General features: G+C 70.5%; 17 protein-coding genes. 10 read left to right on the forward strand and 7 right to left on the reverse strand.

The features are described 5' to 3' along the window. Positions 1–76: 76 nt before the first annotated feature. Positions 77–1117, reverse strand: coding sequence for an LLM class flavin-dependent oxidoreductase (locus NS283_RS00805; RefSeq protein WP_058594981.1), 1041 nt, complete (start codon positions 1115–1117; stop codon positions 77–79). A 67-nt stretch (positions 1118–1184) separates the two neighbouring features. Here NS283_RS00805 and NS283_RS00810 point away from each other — a divergent pair, with 67 nt between their 5' ends. The 3 genes from NS283_RS00810 to NS283_RS00820 all read left to right on the forward strand — a co-directional run bounded on the left by NS283_RS00810 (position 1185) and on the right by NS283_RS00820 (position 5097). Beyond that, entirely contained in the window at positions 1185–1934 is a 750-nt protein-coding gene (locus NS283_RS00810; RefSeq protein ID WP_058594982.1) for a hypothetical protein, read from the forward strand. Positions 1935–2081: 147 nt separating this feature from the next. Further along, complete coding sequence (locus tag NS283_RS00815; RefSeq protein ID WP_058594983.1) at positions 2082–4613, forward strand: DEAD/DEAH box helicase; 2532 nt, start codon at positions 2082–2084, stop codon at positions 4611–4613. Between the two features lie 115 nt (positions 4614–4728). After that, the gene (locus NS283_RS00820) at positions 4729–5097 is read left to right on the forward strand and encodes a response regulator (protein WP_153001362.1); all 369 of its coding nucleotides are present in this window, start codon (positions 4729–4731) and stop codon (positions 5095–5097) included. Between the two features lie 114 nt (positions 5098–5211). On the opposite strand, the gene NS283_RS00825 is transcribed toward NS283_RS00820, so the two are convergent. Then, the gene (locus NS283_RS00825; RefSeq protein WP_058594985.1) at positions 5212–5772 is read right to left on the reverse strand and encodes a Dps family protein; all 561 of its coding nucleotides are present in this window, start codon (positions 5770–5772) and stop codon (positions 5212–5214) included. 250 nt (positions 5773–6022) lie between these two features. Here NS283_RS00825 and NS283_RS00830 point away from each other — a divergent pair, with 250 nt between their 5' ends. Next, positions 6023–7831, forward strand: coding sequence for a glycoside hydrolase family 15 protein (locus tag NS283_RS00830; RefSeq protein WP_058594986.1), 1809 nt, complete (start codon positions 6023–6025; stop codon positions 7829–7831). A 52-nt stretch (positions 7832–7883) separates the two neighbouring features. Continuing rightward, positions 7884–8777, forward strand: coding sequence for an SDR family oxidoreductase (locus NS283_RS00835; protein ID WP_058594987.1), 894 nt, complete (start codon positions 7884–7886; stop codon positions 8775–8777). A gap of 122 nt (positions 8778–8899) precedes the next feature. On the opposite strand, the gene NS283_RS00840 is transcribed toward NS283_RS00835, so the two are convergent. After that, positions 8900–9361 (reverse strand): GNAT family N-acetyltransferase, encoded by a 462-nt coding sequence (locus NS283_RS00840; protein WP_058594988.1) that lies wholly within the window; start codon positions 9359–9361, stop codon positions 8900–8902. Positions 9362–9449: 88 nt separating this feature from the next. Here NS283_RS00840 and NS283_RS00845 point away from each other — a divergent pair, with 88 nt between their 5' ends. Further along, entirely contained in the window at positions 9450–10379 is a 930-nt protein-coding gene (locus tag NS283_RS00845; RefSeq protein ID WP_058594989.1) for a helix-turn-helix domain-containing protein, read from the forward strand. Positions 10380–10384: 5 nt separating this feature from the next. Here the strand turns inward: NS283_RS00845 and NS283_RS00850 are convergent, their stop codons facing one another. Then, positions 10385–10645, reverse strand: coding sequence for a hypothetical protein (locus tag NS283_RS00850; RefSeq protein ID WP_058594990.1), 261 nt, complete (start codon positions 10643–10645; stop codon positions 10385–10387). 135 nt (positions 10646–10780) lie between these two features. Here NS283_RS00850 and NS283_RS18790 point away from each other — a divergent pair, with 135 nt between their 5' ends. Next, positions 10781–10939 carry a hypothetical protein gene (locus NS283_RS18790; RefSeq protein ID WP_193751287.1) on the forward strand — a complete coding sequence of 53 codons (159 nt, stop codon included), beginning with the start codon at positions 10781–10783 and terminating at the stop codon, positions 10937–10939. 42 nt (positions 10940–10981) lie between these two features. Here the strand turns inward: NS283_RS18790 and NS283_RS00855 are convergent, their stop codons facing one another. Next, entirely contained in the window at positions 10982–11986 is a 1005-nt protein-coding gene (locus NS283_RS00855; protein ID WP_058594991.1) for an epimerase, read from the reverse strand. A 69-nt stretch (positions 11987–12055) separates the two neighbouring features. Between NS283_RS00855 and NS283_RS00860 the strand changes: the two genes are divergently transcribed. From NS283_RS00860 to NS283_RS00870, 3 genes are all read left to right on the forward strand, one after another. Then, a complete protein-coding gene (locus NS283_RS00860; RefSeq protein WP_058594992.1) occupies positions 12056–12847 on the forward strand; it encodes a hypothetical protein in 792 nt (263 codons plus the stop codon). Between the two features lie 42 nt (positions 12848–12889). Beyond that, positions 12890–13501 (forward strand): hypothetical protein, encoded by a 612-nt coding sequence (locus NS283_RS00865; protein ID WP_058595000.1) that lies wholly within the window; start codon positions 12890–12892, stop codon positions 13499–13501. Between the two features lie 474 nt (positions 13502–13975). Next, positions 13976–15421 (forward strand): PepSY-associated TM helix domain-containing protein, encoded by a 1446-nt coding sequence (locus NS283_RS00870; protein ID WP_440589439.1) that lies wholly within the window; start codon positions 13976–13978, stop codon positions 15419–15421. On the opposite strand, the gene NS283_RS00875 is transcribed toward NS283_RS00870, so the two are convergent. Continuing rightward, entirely contained in the window at positions 15372–15785 is a 414-nt protein-coding gene (locus NS283_RS00875; RefSeq protein ID WP_058594994.1) for a GNAT family N-acetyltransferase, read from the reverse strand. The two genes, NS283_RS00870 and NS283_RS00875, sit on opposite strands and share 50 nt — an antisense overlap. Positions 15786–15826: 41 nt before the next feature. Beyond that, positions 15827–16188 (reverse strand): hypothetical protein (locus NS283_RS18795; RefSeq protein ID WP_058594995.1); only part of this gene is annotated, 362 nt, incomplete at its 5' end.

Here is a 16188-nt window from a genome sequence, read left to right on the forward strand (position 1 = left end):
CCGTAAACACCCGCACGCACCGACGCCGAGGGCCCGGACGCCGAGCGGGTGGCATCCGGGCCCTGCGGGAGATCGGTCAGGCCGTGACCGACGTGGTGGTCGGGACCCAGCCGAGGGCCGGGGCGACGTGGCGCGCGAAGTTCTCGACGAGTCGGAGGTTGAACTCGACGCCCATCTGCGACGGGATCGTGAGCATCAGGGTGTCGGCGCTCATCACGGCGGCGTCGTTCTGCAGCTGCTCGACGAGCACGTCGGGGGTCGCGGCGTAGGTCTTGCCGAAGGTCGAGCGCATGCCGTCGATCACGCCGATCTGGTCGCTGCCGGCCGAGCCGCCGAAGTACATCTCGTCTTCGGCGGTGACGATCGGGAAGATGCTACGGCTGACCGAGGTGCGCGGCTCGCCCTCGTGCCCTGCCTCGCGCCAGGCGGCGCGGAACGCGTCGAGCTGCTGCGCCTGCAGGAGGTCGAACGGCGTGCCGTCCGCCTCGGTGAGGAGCGTCGACGACATGAGGTTGACGCCGACGCGGCCCGCCCACTCGGCGGTCGCCGTCGTGCCGGCGCCCCACCAGATGCGCTTCCGGAGCCCGGGGGAGTGCGGCTCGATGCGCTGCAGACCGGTGCCGCCGCCGAACGGGCTCATCGGGTCGCGCTCCGCGAGACCCTCGCCGTCGATCGCGCGCAGGAACAGGTCGAAGTGCTCGCGGGCGATGTCGCCGCCGCGCGGGTCCTGCGAACCCGTGTAGCCGAAAGCCTCATAGCCGCGCACGACCGTCTCGGGTGACCCACGGCTCACACCGAGCGCGAGGCGGTTGCCGCTGATCAGGTCGACGGATGCCGCCTCCTCGGCGAGCATGAGCGGGTTCTCGTAGCGCATGTCGATGACGCCGGTGCCGACCTCGATGCGCGAGGTGCGGGCCGCGATCGCCGCGAGGAGGGGCATGGGCGCCGCCTGCTGGCGCGCGAAGTGGTGCACGCGGAACGAAACGCCGTTGACCCCGAGGTCGTCCATACCCTGGGCCAGGTCAATGGCCTGGAGCATCGAGTCGCCGGCGGTGAGCTGGCGACCGCCGCCGAGGGGGCCGTAGTGGCCGAAGGAGAGTGTGCCGAAGGAGCGCATGTACGGTGCAACGCGGCATCCGTCAATCTATTCCCACGCATGAACTTGCCGTGACACGATGCACAGGATGGACGCGGATCACGGCAGCGAGCTCGAGCGTCTTCGCGCGCGGGCGTACGGTCCGAACGCCGACATCGAGGGCGACCCCGCTGCCGTCGCGCGTCTGCGTGAACTCGAAGACCTCGAGCGGATGCGCGCCGCCCCGCTCGAGGCCGAGGCCGAGACCGAGGCGGATCCGGGCGACGACGCCGACGTGCCCCAGCCGGACCCGGAACCGGAGGAGGCGGAGCCCGCCCCGCGGCGCCCCCTCCTCCGCTCACGTCGGCGCGTGTGGGTCGCGGCAGTGGCGGTGGCGGGAGTCGTGGCACTCACGAGCGCGGCGACTGCGGCCGGAGTCAGTGTCACCGCGGTGGACCGCACCGCGGGGATCGCGCAGACGGACACCCTCACGGCCGATCCCGACGCGCAGCTCGGCTCGGCCGGCTACCTGGGATTCGATCCCGAACAGACCCGGGGATTCGCCGACTACTACGGGCTGACGGTGTTCTCGGGCGTCTCGCAGATCGACTCCGAGGGCAATCAGGCGGAATGCCTCATCGCGCTCGACACCAGCGAGGTGCGCGAAGCGGACTCCCCGCGCTCCGCGCCCCGGGGGATCCGGGTCGGGGGCTGCGGCGCCGGTCCTTTCCCGGCCAGCGTCGAGTTCATCGTGACGTCGTCGTTCCCCGAGCCGTTCCGCGCCCGCTATCCCGTGGGAACGGCGATGCAGTTCGTGCTCGACGACGGCAACGTCGGGGTCTTCAGCGCCGACGGTTGAGTCGACGAGCGGGGGCGTGGCTCGTCTGCATGACCGGTGGGGCGGGTGGGGCGCCCGGACCTCCGCGAGAGCACTCCCGCCCCTCGGATCATGCAGATGAGCCACGCCCCCATCGGGCGAGACCCCGGCGGATGAGAGGGTGGAACCGTGACCCCCCTCCTCGAGCACGTGCCCGCCGGCAGCGATCCGGATGCCGTGTACCTCGGCTTCGTCGAGTGGGCGGCGTCGCGCGGCCTCTCGCTCTATCCCGCGCAGGACGAGGCGATCATCGAGATCGTCTCGGGAGCGAACGTGATCCTGTCGACCCCGACCGGTACGGGCAAATCGCTGGTCGCGGTCGCGGCGCACGCGGCATCCCTGTCCCGGGGCGGCCGCAGCTACTACACCGCACCGATCAAGGCGCTCGTGAGCGAGAAGTTCTTCGCGCTCGTCGACATCTTCGGGGCGGAGAACGTCGGGATGGTCACGGGCGACTCGTCGGTGAACGCCGATGCCCCGATCGTGTGCTGCACCGCGGAGATCCTCGCGAACCTCGCCCTGCGCCAGGGCGCCGACGCCGACGTCGACCAGGTCGTGATGGACGAGTTCCACTACTACGGCGAGGCCGACCGCGGCTGGGCGTGGCAGGTACCGCTGCTGCTGCTGAACCGCGCGCAGTTCATCCTCATGTCGGCCACCCTCGGCGACGTCGAGGACATCGCCGACGACCTCTCGCGCCGCACGGGGCGCCCCACCGCGCGGGTCACCGGCGTCGATCGCCCCGTGCCGCTGCACTTCGAGTACGCGCGCACCCCGGTCCACGAGACGGTGCAGGAGCTGCTCGACACGAAGCAGGCGCCCATCTACGTCGTGCACTTCTCGCAGGCCGCGGCGATGGAGCGGGCGCAGGCGCTGTCGTCGATCCGCATCATCGGGCGCGAGCAGCGCGACGAGATCGCCGAAGCGATCGGCGGCTTCCGCTTCACCACCGGTTTCGGCAAGACGCTCTCGCGATACGTCCGCGCGGGCATCGGCGTGCACCACGCCGGCATGCTGCCGCGCTACCGGCGGCTGGTGGAGACGCTCGCGCAGCGGGGGCTCCTGCGCGTCATCTGCGGCACCGACACGCTCGGGGTGGGTATCAACGTGCCCATCCGCACGGTGCTCCTGACGGCGCTGACGAAGTACGACGGCACGCGCATGCGTCAGCTCTCGGCGCGAGAGTTCCACCAGATCGCCGGTCGCGCGGGTCGTGCCGGGTACGACACCGCCGGCACTGTCGTCGTCATGGCGCCCGATCACGAGATCGAGAACGCCGCTCAAATCCTCAAGGCCGGCGACGACCTCAAGAAGCAGAAGAAGATCGTCCGGAAGAAGGCGCCGCAGGGCTTCGTCAACTGGACCGAGCAGAGCTACGACCGTCTCGTCGCGGCCGAGCCCGAACCGCTCGTGCCGCAGATGAAGCTCACCGCGGCGATGCTCATCAACGTCATCGCCCGCGGCGGCGACGTCTTCGCCAACGTCCGGTCGCTCGTCTTCGACAACCACGAGCCGCGCGCACGGCAGTACGAGCTCGCCCGCCGAGCGATCGCCATCTTCCGCACGCTCGTGCAGGCCGGCGTGGTCGAGGCGGGGGCCGACGGCATCCGGCTCACCGTCGACCTGCAGCCGAACTTCGCGCTCAATCAGCCGCTGTCGCCGTTCGCGCTCGCCGCGATCGAGATGCTCGACCCCGAGGTCGAGCTCGGGCGGGGACCGGATGCCACGCCCCCGACGTCGTCGGTCGGCACCGGGCACTACGCGCTCGACGTCGTCAGCGTCATCGAGGCGACGCTCGACGACCCGCGTCCGATCCTGTCGCAGCAGCAGTTCCGGGCGCGCGGCGAGGCGGTCGCGGCGATGAAGCGCGAGGGCATCGAGTACGACGAGCGCATGGAGCTGCTCGAGGAGATCACGTGGCCCAAGCCCCTCGACGAGCTGCTCGCGCAGGCGTACGAGGTGTTCGCGTCGAGCCAGCCGTGGATCCGCGACTTCGAGCTGTCGCCCAAGTCGGTCGTGCGCGACATGTTCGAGCGGGCGTGCTCGTTCGGCGAGTACGTCTCGCTGTACCAGCTGGCCCGGAGCGAGGGGCTGGTGCTGCGGTACCTCAGCGATGCGTACCGCGCGATCCGCCAGACCGTGCCGGTCGACGCGCAGACGCCCGATCTGCTCGACCTCATCGCGTGGCTCGGCGAACTCGTGCGGCAGGTCGACTCGAGCCTGGTCGACGAGTGGGAGCAGCTCATCAACCCGGCCGACGACCCCACCGCCCCGGTGGTGCCGCCCGCGCCGCCGTCGATCCTCACCAACCGCCGCGCGTTCGTCGTGCTCGTGCGCAACGAGATGTTCCGCCGCGTGCAGCTCGCCGCGCTCCAGCGAGACGACGAACTCGCCGAGCTCGACCCGGACGTCGACTGGTCGGCGGCACTCGACGCCTACTTCGACGAGCACGACACGATCGGCACGGGCGGTGCCGCGCGGTCGTCGGCGTACGTCGACATCGACGAGTCGGCCGCTACCGAGGGCCTGTGGCGGGTCGAGCAGACGATCGACGATCCCGCGGGCGACCACGACTGGCGCATCCGCGCCGAGGTGGATCTCGCCGCCTCCGAGGAGGAGGGGACGGCCGTCGTCCGCGTCACCGAGGTGCTGCGGCTCTGACATATCGTCCACATCAGGCAGGCGGGTGAAGTTCTGCACGGCACGACGATGACCCGCGCTCCGCAAGACGACGGTGGTCTACAGTCGGGGCATCCGATCGCGAAAGGACCGCCCGATGGAAACTCTCCCTTTGCTCTCGACGGCAGTCGGTTCGGTCGTGACCTTGTCTGTCGCGATCCTCGGCGGGACGAAATGGATGCTCGGTCGCGTCGAGCACCGTTCCGACGCCCGGTTCGCGGGGATGGATGCCCGCTTCGACCGTGTAGACGCGCGCTTCGACCGCCTGGAAGCCCGCACCGACGCGCGCTTCGCCGAAGTGGACCGCCGCTTCGCGGAGGTGGACCGCCGCTTCGCCGAAGTGGACGGCCGCTTCGCGGAAGTGGATCGCCGCTTGGCAGAGGTGGGAGCGTCTCTCGTGGACCTGAAACTCGGCGTCGCCCGACTCGAGGGTCCGCACCCTCCGTTTCTCATCGCCCGAGGCTGACCCTCTCACGCTGTGGTCTGCCGACACGGCACAACCGGTCGAGGGGCCGACCCGCCGCACGAACGACGGATGCCGAGGCCCTGAGGCCCCGGCATCCGGTGTCTTCGTCCGTGCTCACGACTTGCGGGCGACGCGGTTCTCGGCGCTGACCATCCACGAGAGCTGCTCGAGGCGCTCGAGCACGCCGTGCAGGATGTCGGCGCTCGTGGGGTCTTCGTCATCGACGTCGTCGTGCACCTCGCGGACCGTGCCGACGGTCGCGTCGAGGCGCTCGGTGATGAGGTCGATGACCTCGGACGTGTCGACCTCTCCCTGCGGGAACTCGGGCAGGGTGGTCGTCTCGGCGATCGTGTCGCTGCGCCCGTCGGGCAGCGCGTGCAGGGCGCGCATGCGTTCGGCGACCTCGTCGCTGAACTCGCGCGCGGCGTCGATGATCTCGTCGAGCTGCAGGTGGGTGTCGCGGAAGTTCTTCCCGACGACGTTCCAGTGCGCCTGCTTGCCCTGGATCGAGAGCTCGATGAGGTCGACCAGCACGGCCTGGAGGCTGTCGGTGAGTTTCTCCGACGCCTGGAAGCCCTTCTCGGCGTTCTGCTCGTCGGTCGTCTCGGGGCCGCTGCCGCCGCGCGCGGGGCGGCGACGGTTCTTGGTCGGGGTGTCCTTGGTGGTCGTGGACATGCACGTTCCTTTCACTCGCGGTGTCAGCGACATTAGAGGTGCCGGCCGACCGGAGGGCGGGGGTTGTGCGTCCTCGGGTGTCGCGGTAACCGGAAGCGGACGGCGCGGATCGTCGTCGAGCGCACCGTGGCCGCGAACGTGCCGTTGTCGCGGATCCCGCCGGTGCCGTCGACACGACACTCCCGTAGCCGCTCCCCGCCAGATGGACAACCCCGGCGTACCGAGACGGGAGCGTTCTTAGCGTGGGGACGTGCTCTCGACCCCGCCTCCGCCCTCCCGGCCGCTCCGCGACTACGCCGCGATCGGCGACGGGCGAACGGTCGCGCTGATCGGCCGCGACGGATCGATCGATTGGCTGCCGCTGCCGAACATCCACTCGCGTCCGGTCTTCGCCCGGCTCGTGGACGAGTCCGCCGGCGGGTGCATCGAACTCGCTCCGGTGGGGGAGTACGAGGTGACCCGTCGCTACATCCCGCGCACCAACGTGCTCGAGACCACGTTCACGACCGCGACCGGCGTGGCGACGCTCACCGACGCCATGGTCACCGGCATCGCCGGCCGCCTGCCGTGGGCCGAGCTCGCGCGCCGCGTCGACGGGGTGAAGGGCGAGGTGGAGTTCGCCTGGTGCGTCCAGCCCGGCACCATGCTGCGCTCGGCCGCGCCCTGGACGGAGCGCATCGACGGCTTCTCGGTCATGCGCATCGGCCACGTCTCGCTCGCCGTGGTCGGTCACGAGCACGGCATCCGGGGAGAACCGGATGCCGGGAACGAGAGCATCGAGGGCGGCTTCACCACCGCGAAGGGATCGCGTCATCTCCTCGTGATCGCGGCGACCGAGGGCGAGCCGCTGCGGATCCCGGACGCGCAGAACGTCGATCGGGGTATCGATCGCACCGTGGACGGCTGGTCGACCTGGTCGGACGAGTTCTCCTACGACGGGCCGTGGGCCGATGACGTGCAGCGAAGCGCACTCGCTCTGAAACTGCTGCTCTTCAGCCCCACCGGCGCGATCGCCGCCGCGGCGACGACATCGCTCCCGGAGAACCCGCGCGGCGGGAAGAACTGGGACTACCGCTACGCGTGGGTGCGCGACCTCGCCTACACGGCGCACGCGTGGGTGGGATTCGGGCTGCGCGAGGAGACGCACGCGGCGATCTCGTGGCTGCTGCGCACGATCCGCAAGAACGGTCCCGAGGTGCAGGTCATGTACACCCTCGACGGTGACGCCGAGATCGGGCTCGAGAAGCACGAGGTCCCCGGCTGGAACGGCAATCAGCCGGTGGTCACCGGCAATCCCGCGCAGGGCCAACTGCAGCTCGGTGTCTACGGCGACCTCATCGCCCTGTGCCGCACCTATGTCGAGGCCGGCAACCGCCTCGACATCCAGACCGGCCGTCTCCTCGCCGACGTCGCCGACCGGACCTGCGACCTGTGGCGTCGCGAGGACTCGGGCATGTGGGAGCTCCCGGAGCTCCGCCACTACACCTCGTCGAAGATGGGGTGCTGGAAAGCCCTCGACGACGCGCAGTGGCTCGCCGACGGCGGCCACATCCCCGACAACGGAGACCGCTGGCGCGCCGAGCGCGACCGCATCCACGCGTGGGTCGAGGAGCACTGCTGGTCAGAGAAGCTCGAGGCGTACACGATGGCACCCGGCACCGAGGATCTCGACGCCTCGGTGCTTCTGCACGCTCCCACGGGTTTCGACCGCGGTGAGCGGATGTCGAAGACCCTCGACGCCCTCACCGAACGCCTCGGCACCGAGAACCACCTGGTCTACCGCTACACCGGCATGGACCAGGAGGAGCAGACCTTCGTCGCGTGTGCGTTCTGGCGGGCCACCGCGCTGGCCTGTGTCGGTCGGCACGCCGAGGCCATCGAGGCGATGGACGCCCTCGTCGCTCAAGCGAACGACGTGGGCGTCTACTCCGAGATGATCGCCGAGTCCGACGGGGCGTTTTGGGGCAATCTCCCGCAGGCATTGAGCCACCTCGCCCTCATCAACGCCGCTCTCGTCATCCGCGATGTCGTGGATGCCGACGAGCTCGGCGGCCGTTGAACCGGCCGGGTATGTGACACCCGGCATCCATCCCCCATTGAAAGGACGTGTCATGAGCACGCAGTACACCTTCACCGACCCCACGAAGCTCTACGCCGACATCGAACCGCAGGCGCAGGACCAGCCCGAACCCGGGCTCGACGCGAAGCTGACCCCGAAGGCCGCTCTCGGCGCGGACACCTACGTCGGCAGCGAGCGACTTGCGGGACGCAAGGCCCTCATCACCGGCGCCGACTCGGGTATCGGCGCGGCCACCGCGATCGCTTTCGCCCGCGAGGGCGCCTCGGTGGCGATGTCGTACCTGCCCGAGGAACAGGTGGATGCCGACCGCATCGCCGGCATCCTGCGCGAGGCCGGCGCGACCGTCGTGCAGATCCCCGGCGACCTGCGCGAGCGCGAGTACGCCACGAGCCTCGTGAAGGAGGCGGTCGAGGGCCTCGGCGGCCTCGACATCGTCGTCAACAACGGCGGCAAGCAGATCTTCAACGAAGACGTCACGACCCTCTCCGATGAGCAGTTCGACGACACGTTCAAGACCAACGTGTACGCGATGTTCTGGATCTGCAAAGAGGCGGTGCCTCACCTGAAGCCCGGTTCGACGATCATCAACACCACGTCGATCCAGGCGTACTCGCCGGCGCCGATCCTCGTCGACTACGCGTCGACGAAGGCGACCATCAACACCTTCACCAAGGCGCTCGGCCAGCAGCTCGCCCCGAAGGGCATTCGCGTGAACGCAGTGGCCCCGGGACCGATCTGGACGCCGCTGCAGGTCACCGACGGCCAGCCGAACGAGAAGGTCGACGAGTTCGGCGAGGAGACCCCGCTCGGACGCATGGGCCAGCCGGCCGAGCTCGCGCCCGCGTACGTCTACCTCGCCTCGGCGGAGTCGAGCTACGTGATCGGTGAGACGCTCAACGTCAACGGCGGCATGCCGACGCCGTAAGCGCTGCGCCGGGAGGGGCCGTCGTCCGGGTGCGGGCGGCGGCCCTTCTGCGTGTGCCGGTCCCTTCGACGAGCTCGGGGACCTGGCAGCGCGGAGGGGCCGGAGCTCGTCGAAGCCTCCGGTCAGATGAGCCGCTTCCGGTAGAAGATCTCGCCGTCGGCCGTCTCCTCGGTGCGGTGGTACCCCTCGCGCTCGTACAGGCGCTGGTTCGCCTCGCTGAGGCCGCCCGTGAAGAGCTCGGCCTCACTCGCGCCGGCCTCACGCCCGCGTTCCTCGACGGCACCGAGCAGGAGCGTCCCGAGTCCCTCGCCCTGCTGGTCGGGCGCGATCGCGAGACGCCCGATCAGGAGCAGGTCGCCGTCCCGCCGCGCGCGTACGGCACCGACGATGCGGTGATCCGACACGGCGACGCAACCGAGGTTCTCGACGAGTTCCGCGCGCAGCTCCTCCAGGGTCTGGGTCAGCGGCGGCATGTCGGGGTCGCCGTAGATGAGCGCCTCGCTCGCGAAGGCCGCGCGCTGGATCGTGAGCACCTCTCCGGCGTCGTCGGGGGTGATGGGGCGTACACGGGGGCTGCCGGTCATGATCGCTTTCCAGGAAGAGGTGAACAAAAAGGGCCGAGATGACGGCGGTCCGAGACCGCGAGGTTAACTACGATGATCGTGGACAGCCATGAACGAATTCTTCGATACCCGCGTCCGCACCGACGACGTCACCGACACGCTGGCGTGGCTGCAGGCTCAGTACGGGCACGTCGACGTCCAGGCCGATGACGCGTCGTTCGCCGAGCACGCGATCGGGGATGGGGCGTTCTCGTTGCGCCACCTCGACTGGGACTGCCGTGCTGAAGTCATCTACGAGGCCGATCGCTTCTTCGTGGCTACCTCCACGCCCGGATACGCATGGAGCATCGGATCGGATGCCGGGGAGTACAGCGTCGAGCCGGGAATCGTGCAACCGGGCCAGGAGTTGATCGGCCGCCCGCAATCGACGAGGCTGCAGCTCGCCGCCTTCGATGCTGCCCGGCTCACCGAGACGGCGCGCATGATCTACGGCGATGAGACGCTCACCGTCCGGTTCGAGGGGACGGCACCCGTCTCGCGCCGGATGCGCGAGTACTGGCTCGCCACACTGCGCTGGTCGCTGACCCAGGAGCCGGTCATGTCGGAACCGCTCGTGCGGGCCCAGGTCTACCGCTCGCTCGCCGCCGCCACGCTTGAGACGTTCGCTCTCGTGGGCGATCCGCGTGAGCGCCGCGCGTCGGCGATTGAGCAGGCGGCGATCTACGCCTCGGCGACCGCGTGGCTGGACGATCACGCTTCGCTGCCCATCACGATCGATGACGCCGCCGCCGCGGTGGGCGCTTCGACCGAGGGGCTGCGGCGCGCCTTCGCGGCGAATGGCCAGCTGGCGCTGACCCCCGAGGCGTACCTCGCCGCGGCGCGAATCAGCGCCGCCCATGCCGATCTCGTCGCGGCCGACGCCGCGGTCACCACGGTCGCCCAGGTCGCGGCCCGTTGGGGCTTCACCGCTCCAGGACGCTTCGCCCAGGCGTACCGCGTTGCCTACCGCGTGGATCCACAGGTGGTCCTCGATCGCTGAATCGTTCAGCGGTCGCGGTCGGTGTACTCGCCGGGGTGCTCGAGGTCCTCGCGGTCCTCTTGCCCCGACGGCAGTTCGACATCGGTATAGGCGCCGGCTTCATCGGAACGGGGCCGCGATTCGGTGCCGTCCGAGTTCTCCCGATCGACGTATTCGCCGGGCAGATCGGAACTGCCGTGGTCCCGCTCGCCGTCGGGGAGTTGCACGTCGGTGTACTCGCCTTCGTCGGGTCCGGTTCCGCGGCCTGTGGTGTCGCGTTCGCTCATCGTTGGGTCTCCCGCCCTCGTGATGTCCTCGACCGTAGACCCGACTCCGCGAGGCCGCCCGGCCTTGACACGACGGCCTATCGGGCTCGTGTCAAGGGTGGTCGCCCGAGGAGGTCGGCGGGACAGAGTGAACACATGCCAGCTCTCGCCATCATCCTCATCATCGTCGGACTCGTCCTGCTGTTCCTCGGCGTCTTCGTCGAGGCCGTGAAGTTCCTCCTGTGGATCGGGATCATCATCCTCATCGTGGGTGTGATCGCGGCCCTCATGCGGTTCATCCGTCGAAACGCCTGACCGACTCTCCCGCCCGCCCGATCTGCTCGGGCGGGCGGTTCGTCATGCCGAGAAGAGGTCGCGTGCGCGCGGGCGACGCACCGAGGCCACGGCATCCAGAGCCGGACCCAGCTCCGCATGCCGGAAGCGGAAGCCGGCCTCGGAGAGTACGCGCGGCACGGCCCACCGGCTCTTCAACACCAGCTCGGGTTCGTTGCGCAGCACCGCCATCGCGGGGTCGAGCATCCACCGGTAGGCGGGAAGGCCGAGCCTCCTCCCCGCGACGCGCCGGACCTCGCGCATGAGCGTGCGGTTGTCGCTGACGCCGGGCGCCGCGAGGTTGACCGGTCCCTCGAGATCGGCGCGATCGCGGAGGAACAGGACGGATGCCACCACGTCGTCGATGTGGATCCAGCTGAAGCGCTGGCGGCCCGACGTCCGGTGCCAGCTCGACCAGACCGGCCCGGTCGGATGCGCGCCGATCCCGCGGTAGCGGCGGTGCGGGAACCACCAGCTGTCGATCTGCGCTCCACCGAGTCCGAGACGCCCGAGCGCGAGGAGCATGCGTGTCGCCGGTCCGTCGCCGATGACGATCGCCATGCGCAGCGCGATGCGGCGGGTCTCGGGGAGGTCGCCGTCGAAGAACGCCCGCTCCCACGAGGTCGCCACGTCGACCGAGAATCCGTCGCCGATGACCCCGTCGCGTTCGTCGTTCCCCCGCTCCGTCTCGTGGCGGTAGATCGTGGCGGTGGACGCGTTGAACCACACGCGGGGCGGACGGACTGCCGTGCGCACCGCGCGGTGCAACGCCCTCGTCGTCTCGACCCGTGAACGCAGGATCTCGTCTCGTGCCGCGTCGGTGTACCGGCACGACACGATCTTGCCCGCGAGGTTGACGAGCACGTCCGCGCCCTCGACGAGACGCTCGATGGCCGGTTGGTCTTCCCAGGTCGCGGTGCCCCTCCGGCCGATCGTGTCGAGGTCGTATCCCTCGTCGCGGAACGCGGATGCCAGAGCTTGGCCGACGAAACCACTCGCTCCGGCGATGACGACACGGGGTCGGGGCACGGCATCCTCCTGGGTCGGACTCAGCCTAGGGGCGCGCCGCCCGCGCCCGCTGTCGACAGAATGAGAGGCATGGCGAAACCGCTCGACGTGGCCCCGCTCCTGCAATTGCGTGACGGATACGACGACAGCGAGGAGACGGAGGCCGTACGCCTGTTCGCCGAGGCGAACGGCGCGCAGTTCTGGCCCCTCGTCCTCGACCAGCCCCTGCCGGGTGTGGTCTTCCGCGACCCCGCCGGCCGCCCGCGCCAGATGCAGGGCGCGGGCCGGATCGTGCGGTTCCCCGGGGACCCCGAGATCGAGATCGCCAACTCCGCCTTCCAGTACGCGATCGAGCTCAACGTCATGAGCTCGGCGTGGGGGTACGCGGCTGTCCGCCTGTCGCGCCCCGCGCCTGCCCTTCTCGTCGAGACCGCGAGCGCGCGAGCGATCCGGCTCCTGCCGTCGACACCGACCGCCGCGGAGACGCTCACGCTCGGGAACGGTACCGAGGTTCACGTCGATGCTCGGGCGGCGGACTGGGCTCGTGGCATCCTGCGTTCCGACGTCCTCGACCTCCTCGACGACGCCGAGCTGCCGTTCGATCTCGAGATCGTCGAGGGGTGGCTCTTCCTCTACAGCCCGCGGCAGCTCGCCGTGGGAGACCCGCGCGTGTGGCGGCGGGCGCTCGGCGTCGTGGCAGCCGTCCGCGAGGCCATCGAAGAGACCGACGGCACCGATGCCATGGCATCCGGGGCTCCTCAGGTGCTCCCGATGAAGGACCGGCCGTGGAAGGGCGGGGGCCGGAGGGCTCTCGTGCTCTACGGCTCCGTGGCCGCCGTCGTGGCGATCCTCGGCGTCGGGATCGCGCTGTTCGCGCGGTGACGGCGGCGGTCCCCGCCGCACACGCCTGACACAATGGGTCTCATGCGACGGTACGAACGGGGAACGCGCGTCGCGCGCGGAGCCGTGGCCGCCGCCGTGGCGACATTCGTCGCTCTGCTCTCGCACGTGACCGCCGGGGGAGCGATGCCGGGCGCGGTGGGCATCCTCGTCCCGCTCGCGCTGTCGTTCGTCGCGTGCACCGCGCTCGCCGGTCGCCGCCTGTCGGCTCTGCGCCTGGGGCTCGCGGTCGGCCTCAGCCAGCTGCTGTTCCACACCCTCTTCGTCTTGGGCAGCTACCGGCCGGGTGTCGCCGCCGGTCACGTCCATGGCGGCGCGGGGGCGGTGCCCGCACTCGACGCGGACTCCGTGACGATGACGATGCTCCCGGATGCCACGATGTGGGGCTGGCACGTCATCGCCGCCGCGCTCACCACCGCCGCCCTGCACCGCGGTGAGCGGACCGTCGCGCACCTGCGCGAACTCGCCGTCCGGCTCGGCGCCTGGCTGCGCGCGCGGGTCCGTATCCTCACCGACGCGCCCGGGCCGACCCCCGCGCGTCGCGTCCTCGCCGAGATCGTCGCCGAGGTGCGAGCCGTCTCGGTCCTGCTGGCGGCGACCGCTCGACGGCGCGGCCCACCTCTCGGCGCACACTGACGCCCGCCCCGCGTGATCCGTCGCGGGGCGTTCGGTCGTCGGCATCCGGTGCCTGACGCTCCTCAGTGCTCGGCACCCGCCGCGACCGGCCCGTCGTGCACACGCACGGCGGGGATTCGCGTCCTCCGAGACGCCCGTGTCCGTCGTGCCGTGCCGTCGCCTGCGTGCGTGGGCAGCGCTGTGCGCTGAATCCGCGCCGTTGCGGCGCGCTCGGCATCGCCGAAAGAGAGAACCCCATGATCCGCCTCCGCGCCGTCGCTTCGTCCCGCCACCCGCTCACGACCAGTTGTCGTCCCGTTCACCCGGAGAGGGGGTCCGGTCATGACGACTGACCGACTCGGTGGTCTCTCCGCCTCGGGCGGCGCATCCGTGTCAGATGCCTCCACATCCCCGTCGAGTGTCCAAGAAACCCGGAACGCCGGGGCCGGGAGTCCGGGTGTTCTGGACACTCGACCCGGTCGCGGTGCCGAAGGCGTGGCATCCGGTGCCGGCCGCAGAGGGTGGTTCACCGCGTTCCTGCGGCGGGTGCACTTCCTCGCGGGGCTCCTCGTGGGACCGTTCATCCTCGTCGCGGCGGTGAGCGGCGGACTTTACGCCCTCACCCCGGTCATCGAGAGAGTCGTCTACTCGCACGAGCTGACGGCGACCTCGAGCCTGCCCGGGATGCCGTTGGCCGACCAGATCGAAGCCGCCGAGGCCTACGTCGATTCCGGTGCCACGCCCGTCGCCGTGCGGCCCGCGCCCGAACCCGGCGCGACCACACGCGTGATGTTCGCCGACGACACGCTGCCCGAGAGCACCACGCGAGCGATCTTCGTCGACCCCGCCACGACCGAGGTCCGCGGAGATCTCCCCGTCTACGGCACGAGCGGAGCACTGCCGGTCCGGCACTGGATCAGCGATCTGCACCGTTCGCTCCACCTCGGCGCCCTGGGCCGGTGGTACAGCGAGCTCGCGGCATCCTGGCTCGGAATCGTCGCGCTCGCGGGACTCGGACTCTGGATCGGGCGCTTCGTGCGCAGCCGCCGCGGGCGCCGCGATCTGCTCCGCCCCAACCGGTCGCACCGCGGTTACCGTCGCCTGTCGGGCTGGCACTCGGCGGTCGGGATCTGGGTCGTCCTGGGGGCGCTCTTCCTCTCGGCCACCGGGATCACGTGGTCGACGTTCGCGGGCGCGAACGTGACGGACCTGCGCGCGGCGATCGGCGGGGGCACGCCCTCGCTCGACACCTCGCTCGAGGGCGCCGCCGCCCACGGGGGAGACCATGCCGAGCATCTGGGCGGTTCGCCCTCCGCGCCCGCGGGGGCGGCGAATCCGCCGACCTTCGACGCGGTGCTCGCGATCGCGAAGCGCATCAACGTCGACAGCGGCGACGTCGAGATCCGCCCGCCGGCCGCTCCCGGCACCGCCTGGGTCGTGCAGGAGATCCACCGGAGCTTCCCGACGGAGGTGGACGCCGTCGCGATCGACGGTGCGACGATGGAGGTCGTCGACCGCGTGGACTTCGCGACCTTCCCGCTCCTCGCGAAGCTCTCGCGCTGGGGCATCGACCTGCACATGGGCTCGATGTTCGGTCTGCCGAACCAGGTCGCTCTGTTCGCTCTGGCGGTCGGGATCGCCGCTCTCGTGGTGCTCGGCTACGCGATGTGGTGGAAGCGGCGCCCGACGCGGGGATTCGCGGCCGCCCCTGCCCGCGGAGCCCTTCGTGGGGCTCCGTGGTGGGGCGTCGGGACCGTGCTCGTGGTGGCGGTGCTCATCGGATCGGTTCTGCCGATGGTCGGCTATCCGCTCGCCGCCTTCGTGGTGCTCGACGTTCTGCTCGGGTGGTGGGGGCGACGCGCGGCGGTCCGACGGGTAACGGGCGCTGGGCTCAGCTCAGGACCTGGTGCATCGTCACGGAGCCGCTCGTCGGCTCGGTGAAGCCGAGGCTGCGGTAGAGCGCCTGGCCCGGCGGGTCGGCGAGGAGTGTCACATAAGCACCCTCGGGGACCTTCTCACGGATCTCCGCGAGAAGGTCCTCGAGGATGCGGCGTCCGAGTCCGCGGCGCTGGTAGGCGGGGAGCGTCGCCACGTCGGCGACGAGGAAGTACCACCCGCCGTCACCGACGACCCGGCCCATCGCGACCGACCGGCCGTCGGCATCCACGATCCGTCGCCACGCCCAGCTGTTCGCCAGGGCCGGTGCGCCCTGATCGGGGCGCTTCGGAGTCAGCCCGGAGGCGCGGCGCAGCTCGAGATAGTCGTCGAGCGTCGGGGCGAGGGGTTCGAGGCGGAGGTCGTCCATCGGACCAGCCTGGCACGCGTCGGATGCGGGGCTGGCGCGGCTCAGGCGTCGTCGGGGTCGGGGAGGTTCTGGGCGACGCGGCTCGAGGCGGCGGAGTCGCGACCCACGCCGGGCTGATACTTGGCGATCGGGTCGTCGCCGTCGACGTGCGGCTCCGGCTCCGTGCCGTTCACGGGCTCCTCGGCCGTCGTGTCCTCGTGGTGGCGCGAGGTCGAGTCGCTGCCGCCCCGGGCATCATCGGTGCCGCGCTCCATGCCGCCGTCGGCCGCGCGCGTTCCGACCCCGGGCAGGTCGTTCTGGCTCGACACGTTCTGCACGCGCGCATCGTCGTCGGTATCGATCTCGGTCGCGGCGACAGCGCCGCTGTCGGCTCCCGCGCCGCCCGCGGGGACGTCGGCGGCGA

This window comes from Microbacterium testaceum, assembly GCF_001476285.1.
GTDB classification, from domain to species: domain Bacteria; phylum Actinomycetota; class Actinomycetes; order Actinomycetales; family Microbacteriaceae; genus Microbacterium; species Microbacterium testaceum_B.

Excerpts from the sequence above, each read along its gene's own strand:
- NS283_RS00860 (WP_058594992.1), top strand. The coding sequence starts at position 12,056 with ATGGCGAAACCGCTCGACGTGGCCCCGCTCCTGCAATTGCGTGACGGA.
- NS283_RS00825 (WP_058594985.1), bottom strand. The coding sequence starts at position 5,772 with ATGTCCACGACCACCAAGGACACCCCGACCAAGAACCGTCGCCGCCCC.
- NS283_RS00845 (WP_058594989.1), top strand. The coding sequence starts at position 9,450 with ATGAACGAATTCTTCGATACCCGCGTCCGCACCGACGACGTCACCGAC.
- NS283_RS00875 (WP_058594994.1), bottom strand. The coding sequence starts at position 15,785 with ATGGACGACCTCCGCCTCGAACCCCTCGCCCCGACGCTCGACGACTAT.
- NS283_RS00850 (WP_058594990.1), bottom strand. The coding sequence starts at position 10,645 with ATGAGCGAACGCGACACCACAGGCCGCGGAACCGGACCCGACGAAGGC.
- NS283_RS00810 (WP_058594982.1), top strand. The coding sequence starts at position 1,185 with ATGGACGCGGATCACGGCAGCGAGCTCGAGCGTCTTCGCGCGCGGGCG.
- NS283_RS00805 (WP_058594981.1), bottom strand. The coding sequence starts at position 1,117 with ATGCGCTCCTTCGGCACACTCTCCTTCGGCCACTACGGCCCCCTCGGC.
- NS283_RS18790 (WP_193751287.1), top strand. The coding sequence starts at position 10,781 with ATGCCAGCTCTCGCCATCATCCTCATCATCGTCGGACTCGTCCTGCTG.
- NS283_RS00835 (WP_058594987.1), top strand. The coding sequence starts at position 7,884 with ATGAGCACGCAGTACACCTTCACCGACCCCACGAAGCTCTACGCCGAC.
- NS283_RS00820 (WP_153001362.1), top strand. The coding sequence starts at position 4,729 with ATGGAAACTCTCCCTTTGCTCTCGACGGCAGTCGGTTCGGTCGTGACC.
- NS283_RS00840 (WP_058594988.1), bottom strand. The coding sequence starts at position 9,361 with ATGACCGGCAGCCCCCGTGTACGCCCCATCACCCCCGACGACGCCGGA.
- NS283_RS00865 (WP_058595000.1), top strand. The coding sequence starts at position 12,890 with ATGCGACGGTACGAACGGGGAACGCGCGTCGCGCGCGGAGCCGTGGCC.